Raw genomic sequence first — 25,270 nt, 5'->3', positions numbered from 1 at the left:
CATTTGCGGGTATTTTTTTAAGAGAGCATATGAAAACATTTGATGAAGCTTTACATTACCTACTCAGCCAAGTTAAGCCAACGAATAAGACAGAGGTTATAGCCATTCATCAAGCGTATGGACGTATTTTAGCCGAACCCATTATCTCTGATGTCAATGTCCCTCCTCATAACAATAGCATGATGGATGGCTATGCCTTACACAGCTATGATCTGGAGCATAGTGGTGCTTTGACTTTAAGTCAGCGCATTCCCGCCGGTTGTATGCCCACTCCCCTAAAAGCAGGTACCGTTGCTCGAATCTTTACCGGTGCTGTCATACCTGAAGGGGCTAATCTGGTGGTGATGCAAGAAGAGACTGAGTCAGTCGGTGATCATCAGATTAATATAAAACCAGCCGGTCACCTCAAAGGACAGAATATCCGTTTAGTAGGTGAAGATATTGCTATAAGTGATGAAATTCTAAAGGTAGGTCATAAGTTACGGGGTCAGGATTTGGGTTTGATAGCCTCAATTGGTATTGCAGAAGTTGAGGTTTACCTGCCGTTGAAAATTGCCACCTTCACAACGGGTGATGAGCTGATAGAGCCTGGACAAAAAGCTGAGATGGGCAAAATATATAATGCAAACCGCTATGTATTAGCAGGAATGATTCCTAGCTTGGGATTTGAATTGATTGACTTGGGTCGCGTACAAGATACGCTTGAAGCGACTGTCAAAGCGATGAAAGAAGCCGCAAGCGTTGCAGATGTTGTGATTACTACCGGTGGTGTTTCTGTCGGTGAAGAAGATCATATTAAGCCGGCGATAGAACAGTTAGGTTCTCTTGATATGTGGAAAGTCAAAATGAAACCCGGTAAGCCACTCGCATTTGGCGACATTCACGACACGCCATTTATAGGTTTGCCAGGCAACCCAGTCTCGGCTTTTGCGACCTTTAACTTATTTGCACGCCCTTTTCTGCTGAAGATGCAGGGCGCTACCGCAATCAAAGCGAAGCCTTTATGGTTAGAAGCCGATTTCGAATGGACAAAAATCGGTTTTAGACGCGAGTTCGCTCGGGCAAAATTGATTAATAAAAATCAAAAAACCTATGTTGATATCTATCATAACCAAGGTTCTGGTGTTTTAACTTCCGCAGTATGGGCTGAAGGTTTTGTCGTGATTCCAGAAGACACCAAAATCAGCCACGGCGACAAGGTCGCATTTTATCCATTTCACCCAATCAATGAGTAACTTATGACAACTGAGAATCCTTTAACACACCTAGACTCAAAGGGCCAAGCTCGTATGGTTGATGTCAGTGCCAAAGAGCATACTGTACGCGAAGCGCGTGCAATGGCCGTGATTCGTATGTTGCCTGAAACATTACAGCTGATTGTCGAAGGTAAACATAAGAAAGGTGATGTCATGGCTACGGCCCGTATTGCGGGTATCATGGCTGCTAAACGCACGCCTGATATTATCCCTATGTGCCACCCACTAATGTTGACCTCCGTCAAGGTTGAGCTAATGCCTAATCTGGAAAACAGTTCGGTTGACATTACGGCACGATGCAAATTAGTCGGACAAACCGGCGTTGAAATGGAAGCATTAATGGCCGCATCAGCCGCCGCTTTAACCCTTTATGATATGTGTAAAGCGGTTGATAAAGGCATGATTATCGACCAAGTACAGTTGCTTGAGAAAAAAGGCGGTAAATCAGGGTATTGGATACGTAAAGGCGATGAGGTATAAAAATACCTTGTTTATGACTATGCTTCTAAGATGACTGAAACGCTCAAAAATCAAACTGACCAGGCCTGGTCAGTTTACCTTTTACGCTGTGCCGACAATACATTGTATTGTGGTATCACAACCAACCTCCAAAGACGCCTCAGACAGCACAACGGTGAATTAGTAGGAGGTGCAAAATATACCAAAATACGCCAACCTTGCGAGTTAGTCTATTCAGAGCCCGCAGACAATAGGAGTCACGCAACTCAAAAAGAGTACGCGATTAAGTTACTGACCAAAATGGCTAAAGAGTGTTTGATTCAAAGTAGCTCTACTCAAACGCAGTGCAGAGGGTCATTCGGGAACGTTTAATAACGTTTAATAACGTTTAATAACGTTTAATAACGTTTAATAACGTCTAAGCGGATAACATCCATCTAAATAACTCTGTAAATAGTCATCAACAATACCTATTATGACTCAAGCACAACTGTTAAAAATATTGAATTTTTCATAAATGGTTGGACCAATATTTATGGGTAGAGTACATAAAAGCTTGAAATATGTTGTTTTTGGAATATGATGAAATTTAGTTTTAAACTACTTGGAGAGAAGTGATGCCTCAAAGAATCCTACCAAAATTAAAAAGTCTGTCTATTTTAGCATTGGGGCTGGTGAGTTTAAACAGTGGCCTGGTACAAGCAGAAGAACCCATGACGGTTAATGTCTCCAGAATTACCATGGATGTAGCGAATAAAATTGCGTTGAACGCGGTGGCCGCTTGTCGTGAGAAAGGTATTCCAATCAGTGTGACGGTGGTGGATCGTAATGGAATTACTCAAGCACAATTAAGAGATACAATCGCTCCGCCCGTTTCATTAGGCATTAGTCAGAATAAAGCCTATACCGCAGCTATGTTTAACGTCAAAGGCTCTCAGCTTGAAGGCCGAGCTAATAGCCCATTGCAATCTATTGGGGCAGGTTTAGCCTTTATGGCGGGTTCTACACCTATTCAAGCAGGCGGTAAAACGTATGGTGCGGTTGGTGTGAGTGGTGCACCCGATGGTAAGGATGATGAAAAATGTGCAATTGCAGGTGTTGCATCGGTGTTAGAAGATTTAGAAATGCAGTAACTTCTATTGATTAATCAACATGTTTAATCGTTTTGAAATGGCGCCGAAAGGCGCTATTTTTTTAAATAAGTTTTGAGGAGGGTCATTTTTCAAGCATAAAAAAATCCCCTAATACTGAGCCTGATATTCAGGGGTATTAAGGGATTGTTTAGGATTGGAATGAGTATTTCATTCCAAATCATTAGCTACGACGTGGAGAAGGTGTGCGACGTGGCTTACCTTTATCCTTGTCAGCGCCAGCTGGTTTGTTACGAGAAAGACGCTTGCGAGGTTCAGCACTGCCGCCTGCAGATCCGCCAGTCGCTTCACTCAGTTTCAACTGTTGACCACATACCCAAGCTTTACCTAAATCTTCCTTAGCTGCTTTTGGCATATCTGAAGGAAGGTCAACAGTACTGAATGTGTCCTCAATGTTTAACTGGCGAATGAATTCGCTGTCTAAACCGGCTTCGTTAGCAATACAGCCGACAATATTCCCAGGACGTACACCGTGCTGATTACCTACTTCGATACGGAAGCGAGTCATGCCTTCATCAGGCGTTGCAGAGCGATCACGGCGTGGTTTACGCTCAGAACGCTCTCCACGACCACCACGTTCAGGGCGATCACCACGGCCACCACGCTCATTTCTGTCACCACGACCACCAGCATCACCGGCATTACGCTCTGAACGTTCTTCACGTTGTGGTTTGTCAGACATGAAGAAAGGAATATCACCTTGTAATAGACGCGCTAAACCAGCTGCAATCTCAACGGCAGGCATATTTTGTTCAGTCTCAAGCTGCTCAATCATCTGCTGATAGAACGCAGTATCGTCTTGCTTAGTCGCTTCAACAATACGTGCCTTGAAACGATCAACACGACTGTCGTTGATGTCTTGTGTCGAAGGCAAGTGCATTTCAGGAATCTTGCTCTTAGTCGTTCTTTCGATAGAGCTTAATAAACGCTTCTCACGTGGTGTAACGAAAAGAATAGCAGTACCAGAGCGACCGGCACGACCTGTACGACCAATACGGTGAACATAAGATTCGTTATCTTGTGGAATGTCGTAGTTAAATACGTGACTGATACGCGGTACATCTAAACCACGAGCAACGACGTCAGTCGCGACTAAGATATCAATCTTGCCTTTTTTGATATTATCGACAATGCGCTCACGTTGGTTCTGCGCAATATCACCATTTAGGGCTGCCGCTGCATAACCACGTGCCTCTAGTCTTTCGGCTAAATCAACAGTGGCTGTTTTAGTGCGCACGAAGATGATAGAACCATCTAGCTTCTCTTCCGCTTCTAGGATACGCGTTAACGCATCTAGCTTGTGACCACCGCTAACCATAAGGTATTTCTGGTCAATTGTGATGGCGGTTGCCGTTGTCGCTTTGATAATCACTTCTGTTGGATTATTCAAATAACGGGTCGCAATACGGTGAACTTCTTTCGGCATAGTGGCTGAGAAAAGAGCGATTTGACGTGTCTTAGGCGTTTGCTCAAGAATCCACTCAACATCGTCGATGAATCCCATACGAAGCATCTCATCGGCTTCATCTAAAACCATAGTCTTTAAGCCGCCAAGCTTTAAAGTACCTTTACGAATGTGATCCATAACACGACCAGGTGTTCCAACAACGACGTGAACGCCGCGTGTTAAAGCACGAATTTGCGTACCGTAATCGGCACCGCCATAAATAGGCAATACATGGAAACCTTTCATGTGCTTAGCAAAACCTTGGAATGCTTCAGCCACCTGAATCGCCAGTTCGCGCGTCGGTGCTAATACCAATACTTGAGGGTCTTTTTGTTTGAAGTCTGCATTAGATAAGGCAGGTAATGCAAACGCGGCTGTTTTACCAGTACCCGTTTGTGCCATACCTAGGATATCATTACCTTCTAAAAGGGCAGGAATCGCTTGGGCTTGGATTGGAGACGGAGTTTCATAGCCGATATCAGTTATGGCTTTTAATACGTCGTCAGAAAGTTTGAGATCTTTGAAGGTTACTTCAACAGTCATCAGGTAGGTCCTTTTTCTCATTGTGAGAAATAAAAATGCCCGTGAATAAATAAGCGTCTTTTCGACTGAATAGAAAACCAAAGCAAACACGCACAACAAAAAGAGTGGCGTTCTCTCAATTTTAAATAAAGTTTAACGAAAGAATAGAGTCGTTATTCTGGGGCAAATTGCGTCTAATAGAGCACCTTTGCATCAGAATAATCAGATGGCGTTATCATTTAAGATAAGCGTTGGGCAAATGGCTCTGCGAAGCATGATTTGTTACGTCTTTGACATAAGCTTATTTTATATATAAATAAGTGCAAATCATTGCGAGAGCCGGATTATAGTAAAACTTTAATGATTTTGCAAGCTTACATCTTTTTTTAATGAATTTTACCGAAAAAACAGATTGACCAGGCCTGGTGAGCGAGTCTCATCGATGTTGATTTTAATTAGAGAGTGTAAAGAGTTGGAAGATGTTATCTGTCCTGAAATATTTGAGTCGAAATCTAAAATGAATCCAAGGTATATTAGATTTGTTAGAGCTTAGGCCGTTGGGCTAAGAATTTTGTTTCAAACTCTGCGGCGGGAATGGGTTTGCTATAGAGGTAGCCTTGGATCAGTACCTCAGGTGCTGCTTCTCGTAGGAATGCTGCTTGGCTCTCAAGCTCAACGCCTTCGGCGACCACGGTAAGATTTTTATTGTGGGCTAATTTTAGAATAGAATCCACTATCGCCACATCATTTTCATTATCCGGAATATGACGAATAAAACTCTGGTCAATTTTGAGCTCGTGAATGGGTAGCTTTTGCAGGTAACTCAGTGAAGAGTATCCAGTTCCAAAATCATCAATTGAAATGTGGAATCCTAAGCTCACTAGATGCTGAATTTTTTGCAGTGCCAAGTTTGTATTGCGAATCAAAACCCCCTCGGTCAACTCTAAGGTGATGTGTTTTGGATTTACTTGAGTAAACTTAATCAGACCAATGACTAACTCAACAAAACTCTGCTCGTGGAATTGAATCGGACTAATATTGATTGATATCCGAAACGGGCCGTAAGTTTCATTCCAATACTTCGCCTGAATAAAGGCTTTGTGCATGACCCATAAGCCGATTTTAATAATTTGTCGACCCTCTTCGGCCACGGGGATAAATTGGGCGGGTGGCACAAGCCCAAGTACTGGGTGGAACCAGCGGAGCAATGTTTCGGCAGACACGGTATTACCTTGTGCATCTACCTGGGGTTGAAAGTACAGCTCAAATTCGTTGTCGAGTTCAGAATGGTTTAAGGCCTGGAGCATTTCTAAACGTTGTTGTGCTATTTTGCAGAGGCGTTCCTCAAACTGATAAACCTGATTGCCACCAAGATTTTTGGCTTCGTGCATCGCCATATTGGTATAGCGAATTAATTCATCACTATGGGCATTTACTTCGGGTTGATTGTAAAGATGCAGGCCGATGCTGGCAGTGCAGTGTAACGAACGGTTTTTTATGGTGTAACGATCATCAATCGCTTCTTGCGCTTTATAGGCGAGATTAAGGAGCTTGGTGTGAGCTTCTTCTTGGTTCTGACTTATCTCTTTGACCAGTATCGCAAATTCGTCACCTTCAAGGCGTGCAACAAGGTTTTCAGGTCCCGCGAGTTTCGTCAGTTTTTGAGAAACTAAAATCAATAATTGATCACCAATCTCAAGGCCGAGTGTATCGTTAAGCATTCTGAAACTGTCTAAATCCAATAAAATTAACCCCGAATAACTTTGCGAGATAGGATAATGATCTAAAGTGGTTTCAATCTGATTGTGTAACAGAGTGCGATTCGCCAGACCGGTTAAGTTGTCATAATAAGCTAAACGCTTAATTTCGTTATTGGCTTGACGAATATCGGTAATGTCTTGTAATACCGCAATAAAGTGTTCGATATTTCGATTGTAATCCGTCAACATGGATAGACTGAGCACCGCATGATATTCAACATTACTGGAAGGGGTTAGTTGGACTTCACCATTCCAACAGCCGTTTTCTAACAAGGCTTTCATGACAGAGCCAAATGGTACTCTAAACACAACTTGGTTTTGCAACCATTCTATATAAGTGATTTTTTTAAGCGAGTCAGGATTTAAACCCGTGTATGCAGAAAAGGCATAGTTAGGCTGGGTAATGTAACCGTGTGCATCGGTAATGAACTGTCCAGCATGACTGGCTTCCATTAAACGAATTTGTGCTTCTGCTTGAATTTGTAAAGACTGATCCTGAATTTGAATTAATAGATTGCGTCCATCATCTTCGGACGATTGAATCACAACCGCTGAAATTAGTACGGGTACTAACGTACATTTATCTTTAGATAACGCGGGAATTCGTAACCATAATAGAGGGCTCGTTGCATCACTCTCTGACTCAAACTGTTGTAGACACCAGCTCTTTAAATCAAAACGTAAGCGATTTTGTTTTTGTGCATAAGCTTGAATTTGCGAAAAGGGGCAAGCTGAGAACCAGTTTTCTTCAAGAAAAGACTTTCCTGTTTCATTAATGAGTAGGGGGGTTAATTGCGCGGTCAGCAAAAATAGACCATCGTGGAACTGGTCTACAATTTGTTGCTTTTGTACCTGATGGGCCTGTTTTAATTGGTCAATCAGGTCAGTGGCTTCTGTCTTGGGGAGTGCTTCTCGCATAAGAAATTGATAATGCTTAGTTTATTGAAAATATTTATTCATCATACACAAAAAAATCATTGATAAAAGAGCGCAAAATCTTAAATAAGAACGGTTATCAAATAATAGCTTAGAGTGTACTTCTTTTATCTAAGTAATGTTACCAGTTTTAATAGGTAATTTTGATTTTATGATCGATTAAGGTGTTTAAAAAGTGTGTCGAGGTTGTTTTATAGACGAAAGAAAACGATTTTGACCGATAGCTGAGATATTTGGCAGGAATTTTTAAGGATCTAGAGTTAGAAAAACGTTTTCAAAGACTTCAGTTTCAACTGGGCGGCTATAGAAATAGCCCTGAATCAGGATGTTACCGGGCTGTTTGCGCAGAAAATCAACTTGTTCTTGAGTCTCAACGCCCTCAGCCACGATGGTTAGGTTTTTAGTTTGTGCTAGGCGGATAATGGATTCAACGATTGCAACATCTTCTTTACTGTCCGGCACCCGAAAAATGAAGCTTTTATCAATTTTGAGTTCATGGATGGGCAGCCTTTGTAAGTAACTTAAAGAGGAATAACCTGTTCCAAAATCATCAATGGATATTTTAAAACCCAGTCGATCGAGCTTTTCTATCTTATCGAGCGCGCTCTCAGTATCCGAAATGAGCACACCTTCTGTCAGCTCAAGGGTAATATTGCTCGGGTTAGCACCTGTGTGGTTGAGTAATTCACGAATGTGTTTTACAAACTCGGTTTCATGGAACTGAACAGGACTAATATTAATAGAGAGGTTAAAGTTAGGGTGGATCGCAGCCCATTTTTTAACTTGCATAAAAGCATGATAAAGCACCCAAGCACCTACTTTAAGAATTTGTCTGCTCTCTTCAGCAATGGGTATGAATTTATTGGGAGGCACTAGCCCAAGAGTAGGGTGTTGCCAACGGATAAGTGTTTCGGCGCCGTGGAGAACATCGTCTTTGCCGATTTGTGCTTGATAATAAAGTTGTAATTGAGTATCTAGCTCAGGCGAGTTTAAGTCAATTTCGAGTTGGCGACGATGGGTAATATCTTCGGATAAGGTTGGTTCGTAAATATAAATTTTTTCATTAGCTTTAAGGTTTTTAGCTTCAGACATCGCTAAATCCGCACTGTTTAGCAAGCTGTCTGCATTATCGTCTTCAGAAAAAGGATAGACGATTATCCCTATGCGCACTGAACTATACAGAGTTAACTCACCTACTAAGTAGTGTTGATTGAGTTTATTCGTTATTTTACGAGCCAATTTTAGGGCGCTGCGAGTGGCTTCTTCTGTCTCGGTGGCTTTGTCTTGGGTAATCACAGCAAATTCGTCGCCACCAACACGTGCCAGAGCATCGCCTTTACGAAGTATTTTTTTGAGCAGTGAGGCTGTTTGAGCGAGTAGTTGATCCCCTGTCTTTCGGCCAAATGCATTATTGATGCTTTTAAAACGCTCTAAATTTATATACAAAATGGCTGAAAAGTTTTTAGAGCGCAGATGACTTTTAAGAAAATTAGAAATCAATTCTTTAGCAAGCTTACGATTTGCCAATCCCGTCAGAGTGTCATAAAGAGCCATCTGTTGAAGCTGGGCTTGCGCTTCTTTGATGTCAGTAATGTTTTGTAACGTGACAATATAGTGTTCGATATTGAAGTCATCATCAGCAATCATTGATATGGTTAATATTGCATGAAAGGTTAAGTCGGGACTTGGGTGTAATTCTACCTCTCCGCTCCAATATTTAGTTTCGAGCAGAGTTCTTAATAAACCCGTCGTGTCACTTTTAAGGGTTACTTGCAGCTCAAGCCAATGCATGAGAGTCATTTCTTTCAGATGTCTAGCACTCAGACCGCTCATGGAGATGAAACTGTCGTTGGGATGAATGATGTATCCCTTTTCATTCGCAATAAACTGACCGTTAAAATTATTGAAAGCAGCTTGCATTAAACGTTTTTGTTCATCAGCGCGCGCACGTAGACTTCGATCATAAATGCTTAAAAGGAGGCTTTTAATTTTGCCTTTTCGACTGAAAATGAGTTTGCCTTGCAAGCACCGAGGGTGAGACTTTAAGCTGTTTGGATCTCTATACCAGATATTCAGCTCTAGAGGTTCTTCAGAAAGGGTTTCTATGATGGATTTGAGCCAGCTTTCAAGCTTAAAAGGAATCGTGCACTTTTTGTTTTTGAAAAGCGTTAATCTGCCCAAAAATTCTTGTTCGCGGGTATTACAGGCTAATAAGTAGATTGCTTGGTCATTAATAAATTGAATTTTTAGATCTGGTTTGAGGACAATGATGCCATTTTCGATAGCATTAATAATTTCCCGCTTACTCTCACGTTCATCGCGTAAGTGTCGGGTACTCTTTACAAGTTGAGTGATCTCTGGGGTTGAGCTCATGGAAGTAATAAATGCCTAATCTAAAAATGAATTAATGGATTATCAGCGAAATTTGACGCATCTTGTGCTCCCTTTAATTTAGGAGTGTATCTATTGGCAGAGTTACCCATCCCTGCCCATCGCTGCATAACGATTTTTAAACGATATTAGGCTATTGTAAGATAGGACGCAAGGGTAATTTTTTGCATCATCTTCTAAAAAATCTTAGTAAATAAGACTGGGTAACCAAGTAACGAGTCCTGGCCAAATAGCAATCATTATTAACACGCTTAATTGGATGATAATAAAAGGTATCACACCTTTGTATACATCCGATGTTTTGAGTTCCGGTGGCGCTACGCCTTTAAGATAAAATAGCGCAAAACCAAACGGAGGGGTTAAAAAAGCCGTTTGTAGATTTATAGCAATCATTATGCCTAACCAGACTGGATCGACACCCATCATCAATAAAATAGGTGCAACCACTGGAACGACAACATAGGTGATCTCTATAAAATCTAGAAAAAATCCTAAAACAAACATCAATGCCATCACAATTAACATCGCTGTAAAAACACCACCAGGCAAGTCAGTAAGCAGTTCGGTAATCAAATCATCGCCGCCCAAGCCTCTAAAGACCAAGGAGAAAAATGCCGCACCGATAAAAATTAAGAAGATCATGCTAGTGACTTGCAGCGTATTACGCATTACCACGTTCAGTCTACCCATGGAAAGCTGGCGATTGAGACTGGCAAGGATTAAAGCACCCAAAGCCCCAAGAGAGGCGGCTTCGGTTGGGGTGGCAAAGCCCCCCAAAATTGAACCTAATACCACTAAAATCAAAGCCAGTGGTGGAATCATACTTTTAATGACGCGTAGAAGCAGCCCGGGTGCCACGGGCTGCCCAACATTGTTCGGAATGAGATCCGGACGAGTCATTGCTTTATAAAAAACATATAACATATATAAAACAACCAATAACATACCCGGGAGTAAGGCTCCGATAAACAGGTCTCCAACCGAAAGCGCTTCAGGCGAGAATATGCCTTGATTCAACTGTGCTTGCTGATAAGAGGAGGATAAAACGTCTCCTAGTAGGATCAGCACAATGGAAGGCGGTATGATCTGACCTAAGGTACCCGATGCACAAATCGTGCCGCTGGCAATTTTAGGGCAGTAGCCCTGCTTGAGCATGGTTGGTAAGGCGAGTAATCCCATCGTGACCACTGTTGCGCCAACAATTCCGGTGCTAGCGGCCAATAACATACCGACCAAAATAACGGCGATCCCTAAGCCACCCTTAATGCCACGCATAACCTCGTCCATCGTTTGTAGCAGGTTTTCAGCGATTCTAGACTGTTCTAACATAATACCCATAAAGACAAACAGGGGTACGGCGATGAGGGTTTGATTACTCATAATGCCAAAGATACGGTTTGGAATGCTCTGTAAAAAGGCCATGTCGAAAGCACCAAATAAATTGGCAACTAAGGCAAACAACAAAGAAGCGCCGGCTAAGGTAAAGGCGACAGGAAAACCCGCTAATAAGAAGATAAAAATAACGGCAAATAAGACAAGTGCTAACCATTCCATTAGAGTTTTCCTCCCAGATCTTCAGCGTTATCTTGTGACAATGCATAGCTTGGTGAAAACAGTTGTAATGCTGATTGACATGCAACCGAAATAGCTTGAGAAATGACTAAAACAGCCATAATAATGATCAGGCTCTTTAAAAGGTAGAGATAAGCGATCCCACCTGTTTCAGCCGAACTTTCTTCAATTTGCCAACTGATCGCCACGTAGTCCCAACCAGCCCAAATAATAAAAGCCATGGCCGGTAGGGTGAACAGTAGTGTGCCGAGTAAATTGACCCAAGCTTTTCTTTGCTCCGAATAGGCCGCATAAAAAACATCTACCCGTACATGTTTATCAAGTTGATAGGTATAAGCAATGCCCAACATAAATAAGAAGGCATGGTTATACATGACGCTTTGTTGAAGAGCGATCGAGCCAGTGTCAAAACCGTAACGCAGGATGACAACCAATGCTGCGATGAACACCAAAGAGAGGTTTCCCCACGCAATGACTTGGCCTAAACGATTTTGGAGTGCGTTTTGATGGTGGACAAAGGAGGCTAAAAAAGCGGCGAAAGAGTTGGTATGTGACATATTGATGTTTTTTTAAGTGCTTAAGGATAATGTAAGCATTTTAACGATTTTGGCAGGAGAAAGGCATGTTTATCAAAACTGGATTTCAAGAAATGGTTTTAAACAACCAGGCTTGATACAAATCCATAATAATGTGAGCGCACATTTACAATAGAGCATGGTATTGGCAGGGTGTTCTAATTCAAAAATGATCTCAAAAAACAACCATTTATGACCGTGGCGATCAGACATCTCCCTCGGTCATAATACAGCTATTGCCTGATGATGGTCTCAGTAAGCGACTTTGTAAAAAGGTATGGTAAAAGACCATTAAGTATGTCATCAATCAATATTTGATGGTGCCGGTCGTGAGGCGAATATCTTTTTCCATCACAATGTGATATTGATTTGTCATAAGAGCGATTCTAAACATAATTACCTTTGATTCAACGACGCTTAGTCTCACTAAAAGCAAAACATTTAAATATCCCAAGCACAGGGTGTGGTGACCTATTTAGAGTAAGACCCTTTACTAAAATAGTCCGCGAATCATCTCATGAATCATGCGGTTTTTAATATAAATGACGGCTATGTCGTCTCCAATACGCACCCGCATTAAATGAGCCGGTAAGTGCTCGAGCCTGTCTTCTACCTTCCTAGGCACCCGACCATAAGAGAGATGCTTTGGTAAAATATGGTGACGTTTAAGGTGTGCTTGACCTTGATGCGAGCTCTGATAATGTCTGTTCTTTCGGGGGTGGACATATTGAATATATTGGCTCTGTCGGTGGTAAGTGGTTATTGGATGATGAGGGTCGCGATTTTGAGCATAGTGAGGTTGATACGAGTTGGTCTCTATAAAAGTCACGTGTTCAGGTGTATTTGAATGTTGATGGGTGTGCTTACTGTTCTGGTGACGGTTGTGCTGTTTTGTAAATCCCTTTCTATCGTCCGTCATTGTTCTATATGACATATGTCGAGACTCTTCGGCATAAACCGGTAAGGTGCTGCCTAATAAACCGAATAAAACGCTGGTTGAGATTACTTTTAACATGCTGAATTCCTTTTGAATCACTTTACTCAGGGTCTAGGTTACGCTGATGAATCGTTAATAGATTGAATAAACCTATGAAGGATTCTGTCCTGAGTCTGAAGCCATCGTCAGACTTTTAATTTTCAGCGGAGTGATCACCCTCTCTTAGTAATCATCAGTCAGTGGCATTGAATTGAGTCGTCAACTATAATTTTGGGTAGAATGGCACCATTATTTTTAAAAGCTTCTCCTCTAAAGAGTGTTGTGTTGTCTATCCTTATGCCCAATTTAAAAATTGCCAAAGTGGCCGTTCCAGGCCCATTTTTATTTCCGTTAGACTATCTGCTTGAACCTGCCCAAGATTTGCTCTCGGAGGGCGAGTTCACTCAAGTGGCAGTCGTCGGTGGACGAGTTTGGGTGCCGTTTCGAAATAAAAAAATTGTCGGTCTGGTAATGGCGATCACTGAGAGTGCCGATTTTGATTTGGCTAAAATCAAACCGATTAGTGAAGCCATTGATTCAGTCGCGCTGTTTTCTGCTAAAGATCTCAGCCTGTTCCAGTGGGCGAGCCAGTATTATCACGAGCCGATTGGCGAGGTTATTTCGGCGGCGCTGCCAAAACGACTACGCCAAGGTGAGCCGAGCCATATTCAAGGTGTGGCACATTGGCAATTGACGGAAATGGGTAAAACGATTCAACAATCAGATCTTGCCGGTAACGCCAAGCGTCAGAAGTCTGTATTGGCAAGTTTCCAGAATGCACAACAGCCTTTGTTGAGTTCAACCCATTTGTCACAAGACTCTGACAATTGGCGGCCGGCACTGAATAAGTTTATCGAGTCAGGCTGGGTGGAAGAGTCCAAAGGGCCTTGCTTATTGGAATCTGATTATCCGCCATCTCCCAATCACCGTCTGAATGAAGAGCAGCAAGATGCCGTTAATAACGTGACGAAATGGTTAGAAACAGAGAATCCATTTGCGAGTTTTCTGGTACAGGGGGTGACGGGAAGCGGTAAAACCGAAGTTTATTTAGGTATGATTGAGGCGGTGTTGAAGCTGGGTAAGCAGGCCTTGGTATTGGTGCCTGAAATTGGCTTGACGCCGCAAATGGTGGCGCGTTTTGAAGCTCAACTGCAAACTCGGGTGGCCACATTGCACTCTGGTTTAAATGATGCGGAACGTCACTGTGCTTGGCATTTGGTACGAACTGGGCAAGTTAAGGTCCTTCTGGGAACGCGTTCGGCCCTGTTCACGCCATTTAAAGAGTTAGGTATCTGCATTATTGATGAAGAGCATGATCTCTCCTATAAGCAACAAGAAGGTTTCCGTTATTCCGCTAGAGACTTGCTGGTGCGCAGAGCTTTCCAAGAAAAAGTGCCCGTGGTCATGGGATCGGCTACACCCTCCTTAGAGAGTTTGCATAATGTCAAAAGCAAACGCTATTACCATCTCAAGTTAAAACAACGCGCTGGTAATGCCACATTACCGAGTTTAAAACTACTCGATATTCGCGGTGAAAAAATTCAAGAAGGGGTTTCTCGAAAGTTACAAACGGCTATGGACTCGCATTTGAAGCAAGGAGGCCAAGTCCTGCTATTTTTGAATCGACGCGGTTTTGCCCCTGTCTTAATGTGCCACGAGTGTGGTTGGCAAGCCAGTTGTCCAAGTTGCGATGCTAATATGACTTTACATACTGGCAAAATTCATGATTATCTACAGTGCCATCATTGCGGTGAGCAAGAGCTCGCACCTATATCGTGCCCGAGTTGTGATGGCGAAGAATTTGTGAAATTGGGTCAAGGTACGGAACGACTAGAAGAAGCTATTACGGATTGGTTTCCAGAAAATAGCATCTTGCGTATCGACCGCGATACCACCCGATTAAAAGGCAAAATGGCGGAGTTAACCGGCATTGCACAGCGCGGTGAAGCCGATATTTTGATTGGTACGCAAATGCTGGCCAAAGGCCATCATTTTCCAAATGTTACCTTGGTCGGTATTCTCGATGTTGACCAAGGTCTGTTTAGTGCGGATTACCGCGCACCGGAGCGTATGGCACAATTGATTCTACAGGTCGCTGGGCGTGCTGGCCGTGCGGAAAAACAGGGCGAAGTCCTCATTCAAACGCACCACCCCGACCACCCCTTGCTGATTACTCTGATTCGCGAAGGTTATGATGCCTTTGCTCAGCAAGCTTTAGAGGAACGGGTTCATGCCAAATTACCCCCAACACGCTATCAAATATTGATTCGGGCAGAAGCCTCGAATCCGAATGATGTCATGGCATTCTTACAATCGCTTAAAGCCGGCCTTGAACTTAATCAACAACAGTTCATACAAGAGTCAGGAAATGTTTCAGAAGTTGAGTTTTGGGGGCCAGTCGCCGCCCCGATGTTACGTCGTCAAGGACGTTATCGCTTTCAGTTACTGCTACAATCAGCTGAGCGTGGTCAAGTACATCGTGTGTTACGTGAATTAGAACCGCATATCTATCAGAGTCCTCTGGCACGCAAAGTGCGTTGGAGCATTGATGTTGATCCCCAGGAGATGATGTAACCAGACCTGGTTATTTTGGGGGTGATTGCTCCAGGGTTAACGGTAATGAAATTTTGAAGCAGTTTTGGTTGTTATCTCGACAATAACTCAGGTGGCCGTGATGTTTTTCAGCAATGGAATTAACGATGGCTAATCCTAACCCCGCTCCTGAATGGCCGCTCTGATTTTTATTGAAAGCGAACGCAGAGGGTTTAAATAGATCAAATTCAAAAGGTTCATCGTTGTGTTTCAATAACATACCCTGATCACAAACCTTGAATTCGATAAAGTCTTCTTTCTGCTTGAGTCCTAATGTAATGATACCTTGACCATGTTTAATCGCATTGTCTACCAGATTACGAATTGCACGTTCTAGTTGATTCACATCAAATTCATAAATAATGTTTTGCTGCATCTCAATGTGCCAGTTTTGTCCTGGGTAAGTGGTTTCGTATTGTTTAAATATATCAAAGCAGAACTCGCTTAATGAGAGCTCTTGTTGATGAAGTTTAAAGCTGTTCATATCTAATTTGGCAAATTCAAAGAGTTGATCTAAGTAGTGTTTGAGTTTTAAACCATTTTGATAGGCAATGTGCAGGTATTCATTAGGCTGCGTTTGTAAAAGTTGCTCCATATAACCAATCATATTAGTGAGAGGGGTGCGTAAATCGTGCGATAAGCTGGAAATCATAAAACGTCGTTGTTGATCGGTTTGTGAAAGCTGTCTCATCTGCTGTTGAATCTGTACTGACATTTCTATAAACGTGGTTTCGAGTAAATCGATCTCATCCTTAATCTGTTTAGGGGGGGGGATGGGCCGCTCTGGTTGCTCTTTAAATTGAGTAATTGTTTGTGATAAATTACTGATGCGTTTGGCTAAGTGGTAAAACAGCACGCCACCTAATAAAAGCCCTATGACTAAACTTGATAAAAATGACCATGCGCTGAGCTCTAGCAGAATACTCTCTTGTAACTGTCGGTTGGCTTCTTGTTCAATGCTGTCTTGAATAATGACATAAAGAAAGCCTTCGGGATGTGCTTTATTGGGTAGGTAGGCGACCGAAAAAGGTTTTTGTCCAGAGAAACTTCTAGGGTCATCTCCCATGGGGAATTCAGAGTTATCAACAGAGTCCGTATTGAGTTGTTTAAGCAAAGGAAAAGTATCAATTTTGTGTCGCTTAATCTTCTTAGCATCTGCAGAATACTGGAGAATGTTGCCATTTAAGTCTGTTAGGTATATTTCTAAATGTGGGTTTAACTGCATGTAACGGTTAAGAGTAGAGGCAATTGCTGCTTGACTCATTTGCTCTTGGTTGACGAACTGATGATCTTGGATAATCGAATCGGCCACGTGAATATGGATGCGAGTTTGTACTTCTTGTAAATAATGATTGGACAGGGATAAGCTGATAAATAAATAGCTGATTCCCATAATGAAAAAAACCAAAATAAACCATAGGCTATAGCGTTTAAATAAATGAGAGGGCATGGTTTGTCGCATTATATTTTTTCTTTGAGTTGTTCTGAATTAAGTTTGTAGCCCACGCCCCAAACGGTTTCCAATATTTTAGGGTGAGCGGGATCCGTTTCCAGTTTTTTACGCAATCTATTAAGATGGGAGTTTACAGTATGTTCATAACCATCATGATCGATGCCCCAAACCTTTTCCAGTAAATCCATTCTGCTAAAGACTTGGTTTGGATAGGTTGCAAACAGCTTTAAAAGCTCAAACTCTTTAGAAGTCAGGGTAAGGTTTATCGTATGGAGATGCGCCTGATGTTTTATGGAATTGATTGTTAGGCCTTCGACCTGAATCAATTCATTTTTTTTTGTGGGATGTTTTTGGATCTGTGAACGTCTGAGCAACGCCTTGATGCGAGCTTTCAATTCGGCGAGCCCAAAAGGTTTACCTAAATAATCATCTGCGCCTAACTCGAGTCCTAACACCCGATCAATTTCATCTGAGCGTGCGGTCAACATGAGAATCGGTGTGGTCGTGTTCGTTTGACGAAACATTCGACAGAAATCTAAACCGTCGCCATCCGGTAAGGACAAATCTAGAATTAAAATAGACACAGAATTCAACTGGCAATAACGTTGTGCTTTATCCAGATAACCAACATGATGGCTTGAACCTTGTAAGGAGTCAATTTGAATAGCGACCAATCGTGCAATGTCCGGGTCATCTTCAATGATTAAAGCATGAAATTTTTCTGGCATAGATTGGCTACTCGAGAGGGAAACAACACTTTCTATTTTAAACGATAAAAAGTGTCGTATTGAAGACTATCGGATACGTTTTGGCATAATGGCTGGTTTGTGAAAAACCCAGTCTTGGTTTTTAACAGGCGTGTGGCAAGCAACACATGAAGCGGATGCAGAAAGTGTATCGTTACCAAAAGGAATTTGTTCTGTTCCTACCCAACGAGCCCAGCCCCAACCTCCAGTATCCGCCCATTTTTGATGATCTTTAAACATGAATTCAGCATGAATAAATTTGTCAGGAACCGTTGCAGCTGCCCAATGGTCATCTTGACGATCTTTCCAAACCATTTTCCCTAGAATGGCACCATCTGGCCAAGGATTGGTTTTGCCATCTTTTATGGCTTGAATCGCTTCAGGATTGCCAACAATCGCTCTAAGGGTTTTATTATCTTCGCGATGTGCAACTGAAACGACTGCCCAATCTTGATAGTTGACAGGAAAAGCAATTCCATTTGCCGTATCCGCAGGGATCGATGATGGTTGGTCAGACGCAGGTTGTGCGGCGGCCACGTTAAATGACGTCAGAATTAATGCGAGTAAGCTGCCGAATATTAAATGAGTTTTCATGGTATTTCCTTATTGGTTTATTTCAAGGACATTGTGAATAATAGAATGTTTAAAGTCCTCACAAAAGGTTCACATATGCTGTACTTTTTTCTAAATATCCATATAAATACATCATCGTTAAGCTGCAAAAGCACTCATTACAGGTCCGATAAATTTTACGAATCCGTTTACTAAAAACTCATGTAACCACTTAAATGAATTCAAGCTCAGCGTCGCTTCGTTATTTCACTACTTTTCAGAGAAAGGGTCAGGTATGATGATTTTAAGATTTTTGTCATCACTATTTCAGTCATTTGAAGCACGTTTCTTCAAATGTAAAAGGAGAATCATATGGAATTTTTAGGATTTGTTGGAACCGTCTCACTGTTGATTTTGATCTATCTATTTTTAGCCGTCAAAATAGTGTCTCAAGCTGAGTTATGGGTGATTGAACGCTTAGGAAAATATCACCGAACTTTAGGGGCGGGGATTAATTTTATTATTCCTTTTATTGATCAAAAACGCTCACAGTTTGATACCCAAGAGCAGATTATTGATGTGCCCCGTCAAGCGGTTATTACAAAAGATAACGTCAGTATTCAAATCGATGCCGTCGTGTTTATCCGGATTAACGATGCTAAGCAAGCAACCTATGAAATAAAAGATTTGAAAGTCGCCATAGCACAGTTAGCGCAAACTACCCTACGTGCCGAAATTGGGCGAATGGAGTTAGATGAGACCTTGAGTTCACGCGCTGATTTGAATGCAGTATTACTCACTGCCCTAGACCTCGCCAGCAGCACTTGGGGGGCGAAAGTGACCCGTGTAGAAGTGGCGGATATTTCTGTTCCCCAAGCGGTGCAAACGGCGATGGAATTACAAATGGAAGCCGAACGTCGTCGTCGTGCAACTGAAACCGAAGCCGAAGGGGATAAGAATGCGCTGATTTTGAAAGCGGAAGGTGAGCGTCAACAAGCCTTCAAGCAAGCGGAAGCGGTTGAGCGTATGGCGGATGCTGTGAAGTATGAAAAAGAGCAACTGGCAATGGGTGAGCAAAAAGCCATGGAATTGATTAACGATGCCATGATGAACAATAAAGATGCCGCCAGTTTCTTATTAGCAAAAGACCGTATTGCCGCATTCGCAGGACTTGCGGCCAGCGATTCGGCGAACAAGGTGATTGTGCCGATTGAAACATCAGAAATGGTGGGTTCTTTAACTGCGTTTGCAGCGCTGTTGGGCCAAAATAATTCAGGCTCTTAGGTCTTTAATGGAAGTGAACCAAAACGAAGGGATGTTATAAAATGGAAAATATACTGCCGATTATTCCAGCTTGGATCATGTTAACTTTGGGGGCTCTCTTACTTGCAGCAGAACTATTAAGTGCGACCTTTGTGATGCTGTTTTTTGGCATCGCATTTCTGCTAGTAGGTGTCGTCGGTTTTTTTGTGAACTGGCCATCAGGGGAAGTGCAATTGTTACTTGCCATGGTGTTAGGAGGTATTTTGACCTTTGCCTTACGGGGCTTTTTTATGCAGAGCATGGAGCAGAAGAATCTACCCTTAGAAACCATGCAAGCTGGTGACACCGGTATTATTGTCGAAAATGACGGTCACTTAAGAATTGATTATAAAGGCACGACCTGGGGCTTCAAAAAGAAGGGGGACTTTGAAATTAAGGCAGGTGATGAGGTTCTGGTTGAAGAATTGAAAAATAATGTCGCTTTTATTCAAAAACTACCTTAAATCGAGTTCGGAAAAAACACCCCCTAATAAGGGGGGGCATCACGGCCTTACTTCGGTGGATACTGGCTCAAAATAGCATCGACAACAGCTTGAGTGTTTTTTTCAGCCTCTTGTGGCGAGGCGTAGTTGTCTACTGATTTGACGCTTTCACCGCGCCAAATTAATTCTCCGACGGTATTAAGGATATCAATTCGCCATTTAGCTTCTTCATAAACTTCGGTGGTGTAGTCCATCGGAAAACGAGTACCTAAACCTATGGATCGCGTATGCCATCCAAATCCAATTGTACTGGATGGAGCGACAGTCTGGATTTGCGTAACCGAATAATGATAAGTCACATAAGCCTCTGGCGCCTGGCGAACAAAGATCGCTCCTCTATTAAGCAGATTCTCCTGAATGGCTTTTTCAAAACGTTGCGTTATAAATGGATGGGCCTTTTTCAGGCTGGCTGTGGTGGGCGCTGTCTGCATCTCAACGGGTAGCCATTGATAGGTCGCGTAATTTTTTAAAACCGATTTCGCTTGATAATCTTGTGACACGGGAATACTGCTACACCCGGACAAACTGGCCACTACTAACCCTAATAAGACTAAAGAAAGACTGGGAACTGAACGCTGTGGCTTAAAAAGCGATAAAGTGAACATGACGAACCTCCTAATTTACTTCGTAATAGAATTATTCTACGCCTTTTACCAGAAAAAGGCTTTAGGTAAGAAAGGCCATTCTGTCAAACCGCATAAAATCTAAAAACCTGGAATACCAATTGGCCCTGGAAGATCTGGAATCAATGAACAGCCTGCAAAAATAAGCGCTATAAATGTGAGTAGGGTTAAAGTGATAAGTTGTTTCATGTGATGCCTTTAATGATGGTATTGAGTGATTGACTAGGGGAACCCATGGATTCCGTTAGCCATGAGGTATTCTAGTGGCTAACGGTTTTGGAAAAAATGTTCATGACCGCAACGCCTGTGATGATCAACGTCATGCCTATCAGCGCAGGCAAGTCCGGTATTTGTTTATAGATGACAGCGGCTACAATAGCGACTAACACGATGCCCATGCCGGCCCAAATGGCATATGCTATGCCAATAGGCACGGTTTTTAAAACGAGAGCCAAAAAATAAAAGGCCACAATATAGCCGACGACAACAATAAGGCTCGGCACTAATTTAGTGAACTCTTCTGAGGATTTCAGTGCACTGGTCGCGATGACCTCTGCAATGGTTGCGATGGCTAGGTACCAGTAACCCATTATGTTCTCACTTCAATGTTGACGATAATGGGCTATTTTAATACACCAGGCCTGGTAACTTAGGATGAATTGTAGAAGGATTCAATTGAGGACCAAATTAATCGCTAAATAATACCTAATAAGTCGTGGAAGAGGGTTGCGGCCACTTCAAATGCAATTAGCCAGATAACTATCCATTCAAGTATGGCTGAATGCTTGTGTTTTTGCTCTTCCGCCATCATGTCAAATAATTCATGGATGGTTTCCATTTTTTTGCTGAGTACTTGTATGCGCTGTTTGATCTCAAGGTATTCAGAGATTCGCTCATAAAGATAGCTTAATTCAGGGTATTCCCAGAAAAAATCGGGAATGTCTAGCAAGTCATAATTAAGCATAATATTACTTTGGGCTATAAACAGTTTCCCTCGCAGTTTAGCGAGTTCAGTGCGCGACAGTTTTGAGCTACCTGTATCCGCAATGTTTTTAGGAATGTAGGCTGTGTCATTGATGGTTTGCTGTATGTGATATTCGAATTTAGCCAGTTTGATTGATTGGGCCAGGCCATGAGAAATCGCCAAGCGCGTCATGATTTCACCGTTACGCAAGGAGATGTGGTCATTCTTGATGCCAAAGTCATCTGCCGTTGTGGTAAACGTAAATTCATCTTCAATGACATGGGTTAATGGCTCCAACGCATAAGGCATGAGTTTTTGAAGAAAAGATAGACGATCAATCGCTTCAATCCCCCAAAATACCACGACGCCATATTCAAAAATAAATACTTCGCCTTGTTGCCATTCGATATTAAAAACTTGACGATAGGCCGTACCATCCAGGTTGCCCAAAAGGTATTTTTGCAGTGCATCAAAATCGAAATTGTCGCAATAGCACAAAGCGTATAGCTCGTTTTTAGAAGTCATTTTGTCCAGTTCTCAGCCGTTGGAATAATTTTTGAAATTGTACGTAAAAAATAAGGTAAAGAATAGCAAAATCACCAGGTCTGGTGATTATAAAATTAGGGAGGATGTTGTGTATTAGGTTTAGCGGATTGAATTGAGCGAATGGCATCCATCTATCTTATATCTTGAATGGAATACAGTCGATCATTGACACGCTAAATCAAAGCTTGTTGATATCTGTTGTTAAGACGGTCTTAAAGAGCTGTAAGTTATCTAAGACCGCCTTCACTCCGATAAGAGGAACTTTATCGCGGCAATAAATTTCCGTTGGTTTTAAAGCCTGATATGGCGGCTTTGAGTCGTTCACTCTCTTGATTCATGGATTCTGCCGCTGAAGTCGTTTCTTCTACTAAAGCCGCATTTTGTTGAGTGGTTTCATCTATTTGAGTAATGGCTTGATTGACTTGCTCAACACCAATTTGCTGTTCTTGAGAAGCCGCTGAGATTTCGCTGACAATACTGCTAACCTGCAAGATGGATTCATTTATTTCTTTTAATGAATTGCTGGTCTGTTCAATTTTTTGCGAACCATTTTTAATGCTGTGAGCAGATCGTTCAATCAACCCTTTAATGTCTTTGGCAGCATCAGCTGATTTACCCGCCAGATTACGTACTTCAGCTGCGACAACCGCAAAACCACGTCCATGTTCTCCAGCACGAGCGGCTTCAACGGCCGCATTTAATGCCAGTAAATTGGTCTGAAAGGCGATACTGTCAATCAGTCCGATTATCTCTGATATTTTAGCGCTTGAATCACTGATTTCATGAATAGCAGCAATGCTTTCTAACATAACCGTTTGGCCCTCTTGGGCTTGGTTGCGGGCATTCATTGAAAGTTGGTCTGCGCTAAGTGCATTATCGGTGTTCTGTTTGATGGTCGAAGTGAGTTCTTCCATCGCCGCTGCTGTTTCTTCTAGAGAAGCCGCTTGAGTTTGAGTGCGTTGATTTAAATCCATACTCCCACTGGCCACTTCCTGGCTGGCTTGGCTCACTAAATCGGCCGATTGCATTACGCCATTCATCACTTGATTTAACTGAGACCCACCTTCATTAAAGGCTATTTTCAGACGGTTGAGTTCCCCTTTGTATTCACCCTGTACTTGGGCCGTTAAATCGCCTGTACTTTGAGCAACAATTGTCGCAATGATTTCGCTCATTGCCGTTTCAAGTTGTTCTACTGATTGGTTCACATTGATCTTAAGACCGTCCATGTCGCCTTTTAGTTCGGTGACGATGCGTCCATCAAACTCACCTTGGCTTAATTTAGTAATGACAGCACCTAATTCGGTGATGGCCGTGTCCATACTTTGCATGGCATTGTCTACCGTCGTGCGGAATTCACCAGGAATTTTCTTGTCCATGCGCACGCTAAAATCACCACTGCTGATGGCGTTCATAACAGTACCCAATGCTTGCATAGTGAAGTCCACACTATTTGCCGAGGCATTCACCCCATCTTTAAGGGTGCCTAAGTCTCCCTTGAGATCGGATACGATGCGGCTGTCGAATTTACCATTGGCGATGTCTGTCATGGTGGCGTTTACATCGGTAAATGCTTGAGAGGTTTTTTGCAGTAAACTATTGAAGGCATCCGTAGCCTGGCCAATTTCATCCTGTGAATTGATTTTACAATGGCTTGAGAAGTCAAAATTTAGACCTACTTGTTTCATGGTATCGGTTAATTGTGTAATAGGACGGCTCAATAAACGTGCATAAAATAGTGCAAACACGGTAATAATGAGCGCCATGATGATACCAATCAGTAGCGCCATTTTCTGAATCTGATAGATAGGAGCAAAGGCTTCTGCTACATCAATCTCAGCTAATATGGCCCAGTTTAGACCGGGGATATTAATAGGTGAATAGGCTGATATGACCGGGTTGGCATTATAATCGGTAATGATTTCTACATCGGTTTTACCCGCCAAAGCTTGTCTAGCACCTTCGGTCTCCACCTTGCCTGTTTCAGGTTTTTGAAATGAAGCTAAAACGCTGTGGTTTTTTGGATCTAAATAGGAGTCAGAACGCATCAAATAATCCGATCCGATTAGGTAGGACTCTCCGGTTTCCCCCATGCCAGAGCGAGTTTGCATAATGGCATTAATAGGATCCAGTGGTATTTGCAGAGCGATCACGCCAAGCAGCTGATTGCCATTCATGATACGTTTGGCAATAAAAGCGGCTGGATCACCGTTGGATGGTGCATAAGGGGTAAAGTCAACCAGTGCTGGAGCTTCTTGCTGAGTTACTGTGCGGAACAACTCTCCTAGATTCGAATCTTTGTAAGCACCGTTCAATAGGTTGGTTTGATAATCGGCTTCCTTGGCAACGGTATAAAAAATATTACCATCAGGATCGATTAAAAACAGGTCGTAATAACCATACTCTGCCATGTAGTATTCAAAAAAATTCTGATCACCGACCACTTTCCGATTGATGGCACCTTCGATACCTGATCCGTTTTGATAAAGGTCAGAGGCCAAGGCTGACAAGACATTTATGTCGCCCATGCGTTCTGAAAAATAACCTTCAATTTGACCTTTTTTAATATCGCGAATGGCAGAAAACTCAGCTTCAGCAAGGTGTTTTACAGCCTTATTGGAAATACTTTCAGTGGCAAAGGTCGATACAATGAGAGGGATTAATCCCGCTAATAAGAACCCTATTATGATTTTCGTGCTGATCTTTTTCAAAGGTCGTTCCTGTGTGTAATCGTAGGCGAAGTATAATATTAGCAGGCTGTTGAAAAATAGTCCTGCTAGTATTTTTTATCACACCCCTGTCTAAATTTACATAAAATTACTGCTATAGATGTATCGGTAGAGGGTTTAGAATTCAAATGTTGAAACTACGATAAATTTTGCAAGGTACTTTAATGATTCCTAAAGAGAAAGTATCCTAGATAAAGTCTTGGGTATGGTCTTAA

20 protein-coding genes are annotated in these 25,270 nt (G+C 42.3%); 7 read left to right on the top strand and 13 right to left on the bottom strand.

Annotation, left to right across the window (positions count from 1 at the left end):
• The first annotated feature begins 29 nt into the window (after positions 1-29).
• The 4 genes from F612_RS0108305 (at position 30) to F612_RS0108290 (ending at position 2,848) form a co-directional block, all read left to right on the top strand.
• Entirely contained in the window at positions 30-1,235 is a 1,206-nt protein-coding gene (locus F612_RS0108305; RefSeq protein ID WP_019557305.1) for a molybdopterin molybdotransferase MoeA, read from the top strand.
• Between the two features lie 3 nt (positions 1,236-1,238).
• Positions 1,239-1,736 (top strand): cyclic pyranopterin monophosphate synthase MoaC, encoded by a 498-nt coding sequence (gene moaC, locus F612_RS0108300; RefSeq protein ID WP_019557304.1) that lies wholly within the window; start codon positions 1,239-1,241, stop codon positions 1,734-1,736.
• Between the two features lie 30 nt (positions 1,737-1,766).
• The gene (locus F612_RS13140) at positions 1,767-2,087 is read left to right on the top strand and encodes a GIY-YIG nuclease family protein (protein ID WP_019557303.1); all 321 of its coding nucleotides are present in this window, start codon (positions 1,767-1,769) and stop codon (positions 2,085-2,087) included.
• Between the two features lie 245 nt (positions 2,088-2,332).
• Positions 2,333-2,848, top strand: coding sequence for a GlcG/HbpS family heme-binding protein (locus tag F612_RS0108290; protein WP_019557302.1), 516 nt, complete (start codon positions 2,333-2,335; stop codon positions 2,846-2,848).
• A gap of 181 nt (positions 2,849-3,029) precedes the next feature.
• On the opposite strand, the gene F612_RS0108285 is transcribed toward F612_RS0108290, so the two are convergent.
• From F612_RS0108285 to F612_RS13230, 6 genes are all read right to left on the bottom strand, one after another.
• Positions 3,030-4,856, bottom strand: a complete 1,827-nt coding sequence (locus tag F612_RS0108285; protein WP_019557301.1) for a DEAD/DEAH box helicase — start codon at positions 4,854-4,856, stop codon at positions 3,030-3,032.
• A 521-nt stretch (positions 4,857-5,377) separates the two neighbouring features.
• A complete protein-coding gene (locus F612_RS0108280) occupies positions 5,378-7,513 on the bottom strand; it encodes a putative bifunctional diguanylate cyclase/phosphodiesterase (RefSeq protein ID WP_019557300.1) in 2,136 nt (711 codons plus the stop codon).
• A gap of 264 nt (positions 7,514-7,777) precedes the next feature.
• Positions 7,778-9,904 carry a putative bifunctional diguanylate cyclase/phosphodiesterase gene (locus tag F612_RS12450; RefSeq protein ID WP_019557299.1) on the bottom strand — a complete coding sequence of 709 codons (2,127 nt, stop codon included), beginning with the start codon at positions 9,902-9,904 and terminating at the stop codon, positions 7,778-7,780.
• A gap of 204 nt (positions 9,905-10,108) precedes the next feature.
• Positions 10,109-11,476 (bottom strand): TRAP transporter large permease, encoded by a 1,368-nt coding sequence (locus F612_RS0108270; protein ID WP_019557298.1) that lies wholly within the window; start codon positions 11,474-11,476, stop codon positions 10,109-10,111.
• Positions 11,476-12,051: a TRAP transporter small permease subunit gene (locus F612_RS12445; RefSeq protein ID WP_019557297.1), complete on the bottom strand. Its 576-nt coding sequence runs from the start codon at positions 12,049-12,051 to the stop codon at positions 11,476-11,478. The genes F612_RS0108270 and F612_RS12445 overlap by 1 nt, the downstream gene beginning before the upstream one ends.
• A 511-nt stretch (positions 12,052-12,562) precedes the next feature.
• On the bottom strand, positions 12,563-13,084 hold the full coding sequence (locus tag F612_RS13230) for a hypothetical protein (RefSeq protein WP_157760477.1): 522 nt from the start codon (positions 13,082-13,084) through the stop codon (positions 12,563-12,565).
• Between the two features lie 243 nt (positions 13,085-13,327).
• Here F612_RS13230 and F612_RS0108250 point away from each other — a divergent pair, with 243 nt between their 5' ends.
• The gene (locus F612_RS0108250) at positions 13,328-15,619 is read left to right on the top strand and encodes a primosomal protein N' (protein WP_245539516.1); all 2,292 of its coding nucleotides are present in this window, start codon (positions 13,328-13,330) and stop codon (positions 15,617-15,619) included.
• 10 nt (positions 15,620-15,629) lie between these two features.
• On the opposite strand, the gene F612_RS0108245 is transcribed toward F612_RS0108250, so the two are convergent.
• From F612_RS0108245 to F612_RS0108235, 3 genes are all read right to left on the bottom strand, one after another.
• Positions 15,630-17,099, bottom strand: a complete 1,470-nt coding sequence (locus F612_RS0108245) for a sensor histidine kinase (protein ID WP_019557293.1) — start codon at positions 17,097-17,099, stop codon at positions 15,630-15,632.
• Positions 17,099-17,818, bottom strand: coding sequence for a response regulator transcription factor (locus F612_RS0108240; protein ID WP_019557292.1), 720 nt, complete (start codon positions 17,816-17,818; stop codon positions 17,099-17,101). The genes F612_RS0108245 and F612_RS0108240 overlap by 1 nt, the downstream gene beginning before the upstream one ends.
• A gap of 66 nt (positions 17,819-17,884) precedes the next feature.
• Positions 17,885-18,430, bottom strand: a complete 546-nt coding sequence (locus tag F612_RS0108235) for a cytochrome P460 family protein (protein ID WP_019557291.1) — start codon at positions 18,428-18,430, stop codon at positions 17,885-17,887.
• A 330-nt stretch (positions 18,431-18,760) separates the two neighbouring features.
• On the opposite strand from F612_RS0108235, the gene F612_RS0108230 reads away from it, so the two are divergent.
• The gene (locus tag F612_RS0108230; protein WP_019557290.1) at positions 18,761-19,672 is read left to right on the top strand and encodes an SPFH domain-containing protein; all 912 of its coding nucleotides are present in this window, start codon (positions 18,761-18,763) and stop codon (positions 19,670-19,672) included.
• 41 nt (positions 19,673-19,713) lie between these two features.
• On the top strand, positions 19,714-20,154 hold the full coding sequence (locus F612_RS12995) for an NfeD family protein (protein ID WP_019557289.1): 441 nt from the start codon (positions 19,714-19,716) through the stop codon (positions 20,152-20,154).
• 47 nt (positions 20,155-20,201) lie between these two features.
• Here the strand turns inward: F612_RS12995 and F612_RS0108220 are convergent, their stop codons facing one another.
• From F612_RS0108220 to F612_RS12990, 4 genes are all read right to left on the bottom strand, one after another.
• On the bottom strand, positions 20,202-20,798 hold the full coding sequence (locus F612_RS0108220) for a DUF4136 domain-containing protein (RefSeq protein ID WP_019557288.1): 597 nt from the start codon (positions 20,796-20,798) through the stop codon (positions 20,202-20,204).
• A 278-nt stretch (positions 20,799-21,076) separates the two neighbouring features.
• Positions 21,077-21,406, bottom strand: coding sequence for a DMT family transporter (locus tag F612_RS0108205; protein ID WP_019557285.1), 330 nt, complete (start codon positions 21,404-21,406; stop codon positions 21,077-21,079).
• Positions 21,407-21,510: 104 nt separating this feature from the next.
• Positions 21,511-22,305 carry an RMD1 family protein gene (locus F612_RS0108200; RefSeq protein ID WP_019557284.1) on the bottom strand — a complete coding sequence of 265 codons (795 nt, stop codon included), beginning with the start codon at positions 22,303-22,305 and terminating at the stop codon, positions 21,511-21,513.
• A gap of 284 nt (positions 22,306-22,589) precedes the next feature.
• Positions 22,590-25,037, bottom strand: a complete 2,448-nt coding sequence (locus tag F612_RS12990) for a methyl-accepting chemotaxis protein (RefSeq protein WP_019557282.1) — start codon at positions 25,035-25,037, stop codon at positions 22,590-22,592.
• Between the last annotated feature and the right edge of the window lie 233 nt (positions 25,038-25,270).

The sequence above is a fragment of the Thiomicrorhabdus arctica DSM 13458 genome, assembly GCF_000381085.1.
Taxonomy (GTDB): domain Bacteria; phylum Pseudomonadota; class Gammaproteobacteria; order Thiomicrospirales; family Thiomicrospiraceae; genus Thiomicrorhabdus; species Thiomicrorhabdus arctica.
Note: the sequence above shows the minus strand (reverse complement) of the source record. Positions and strands in the feature narration are given on the sequence as shown.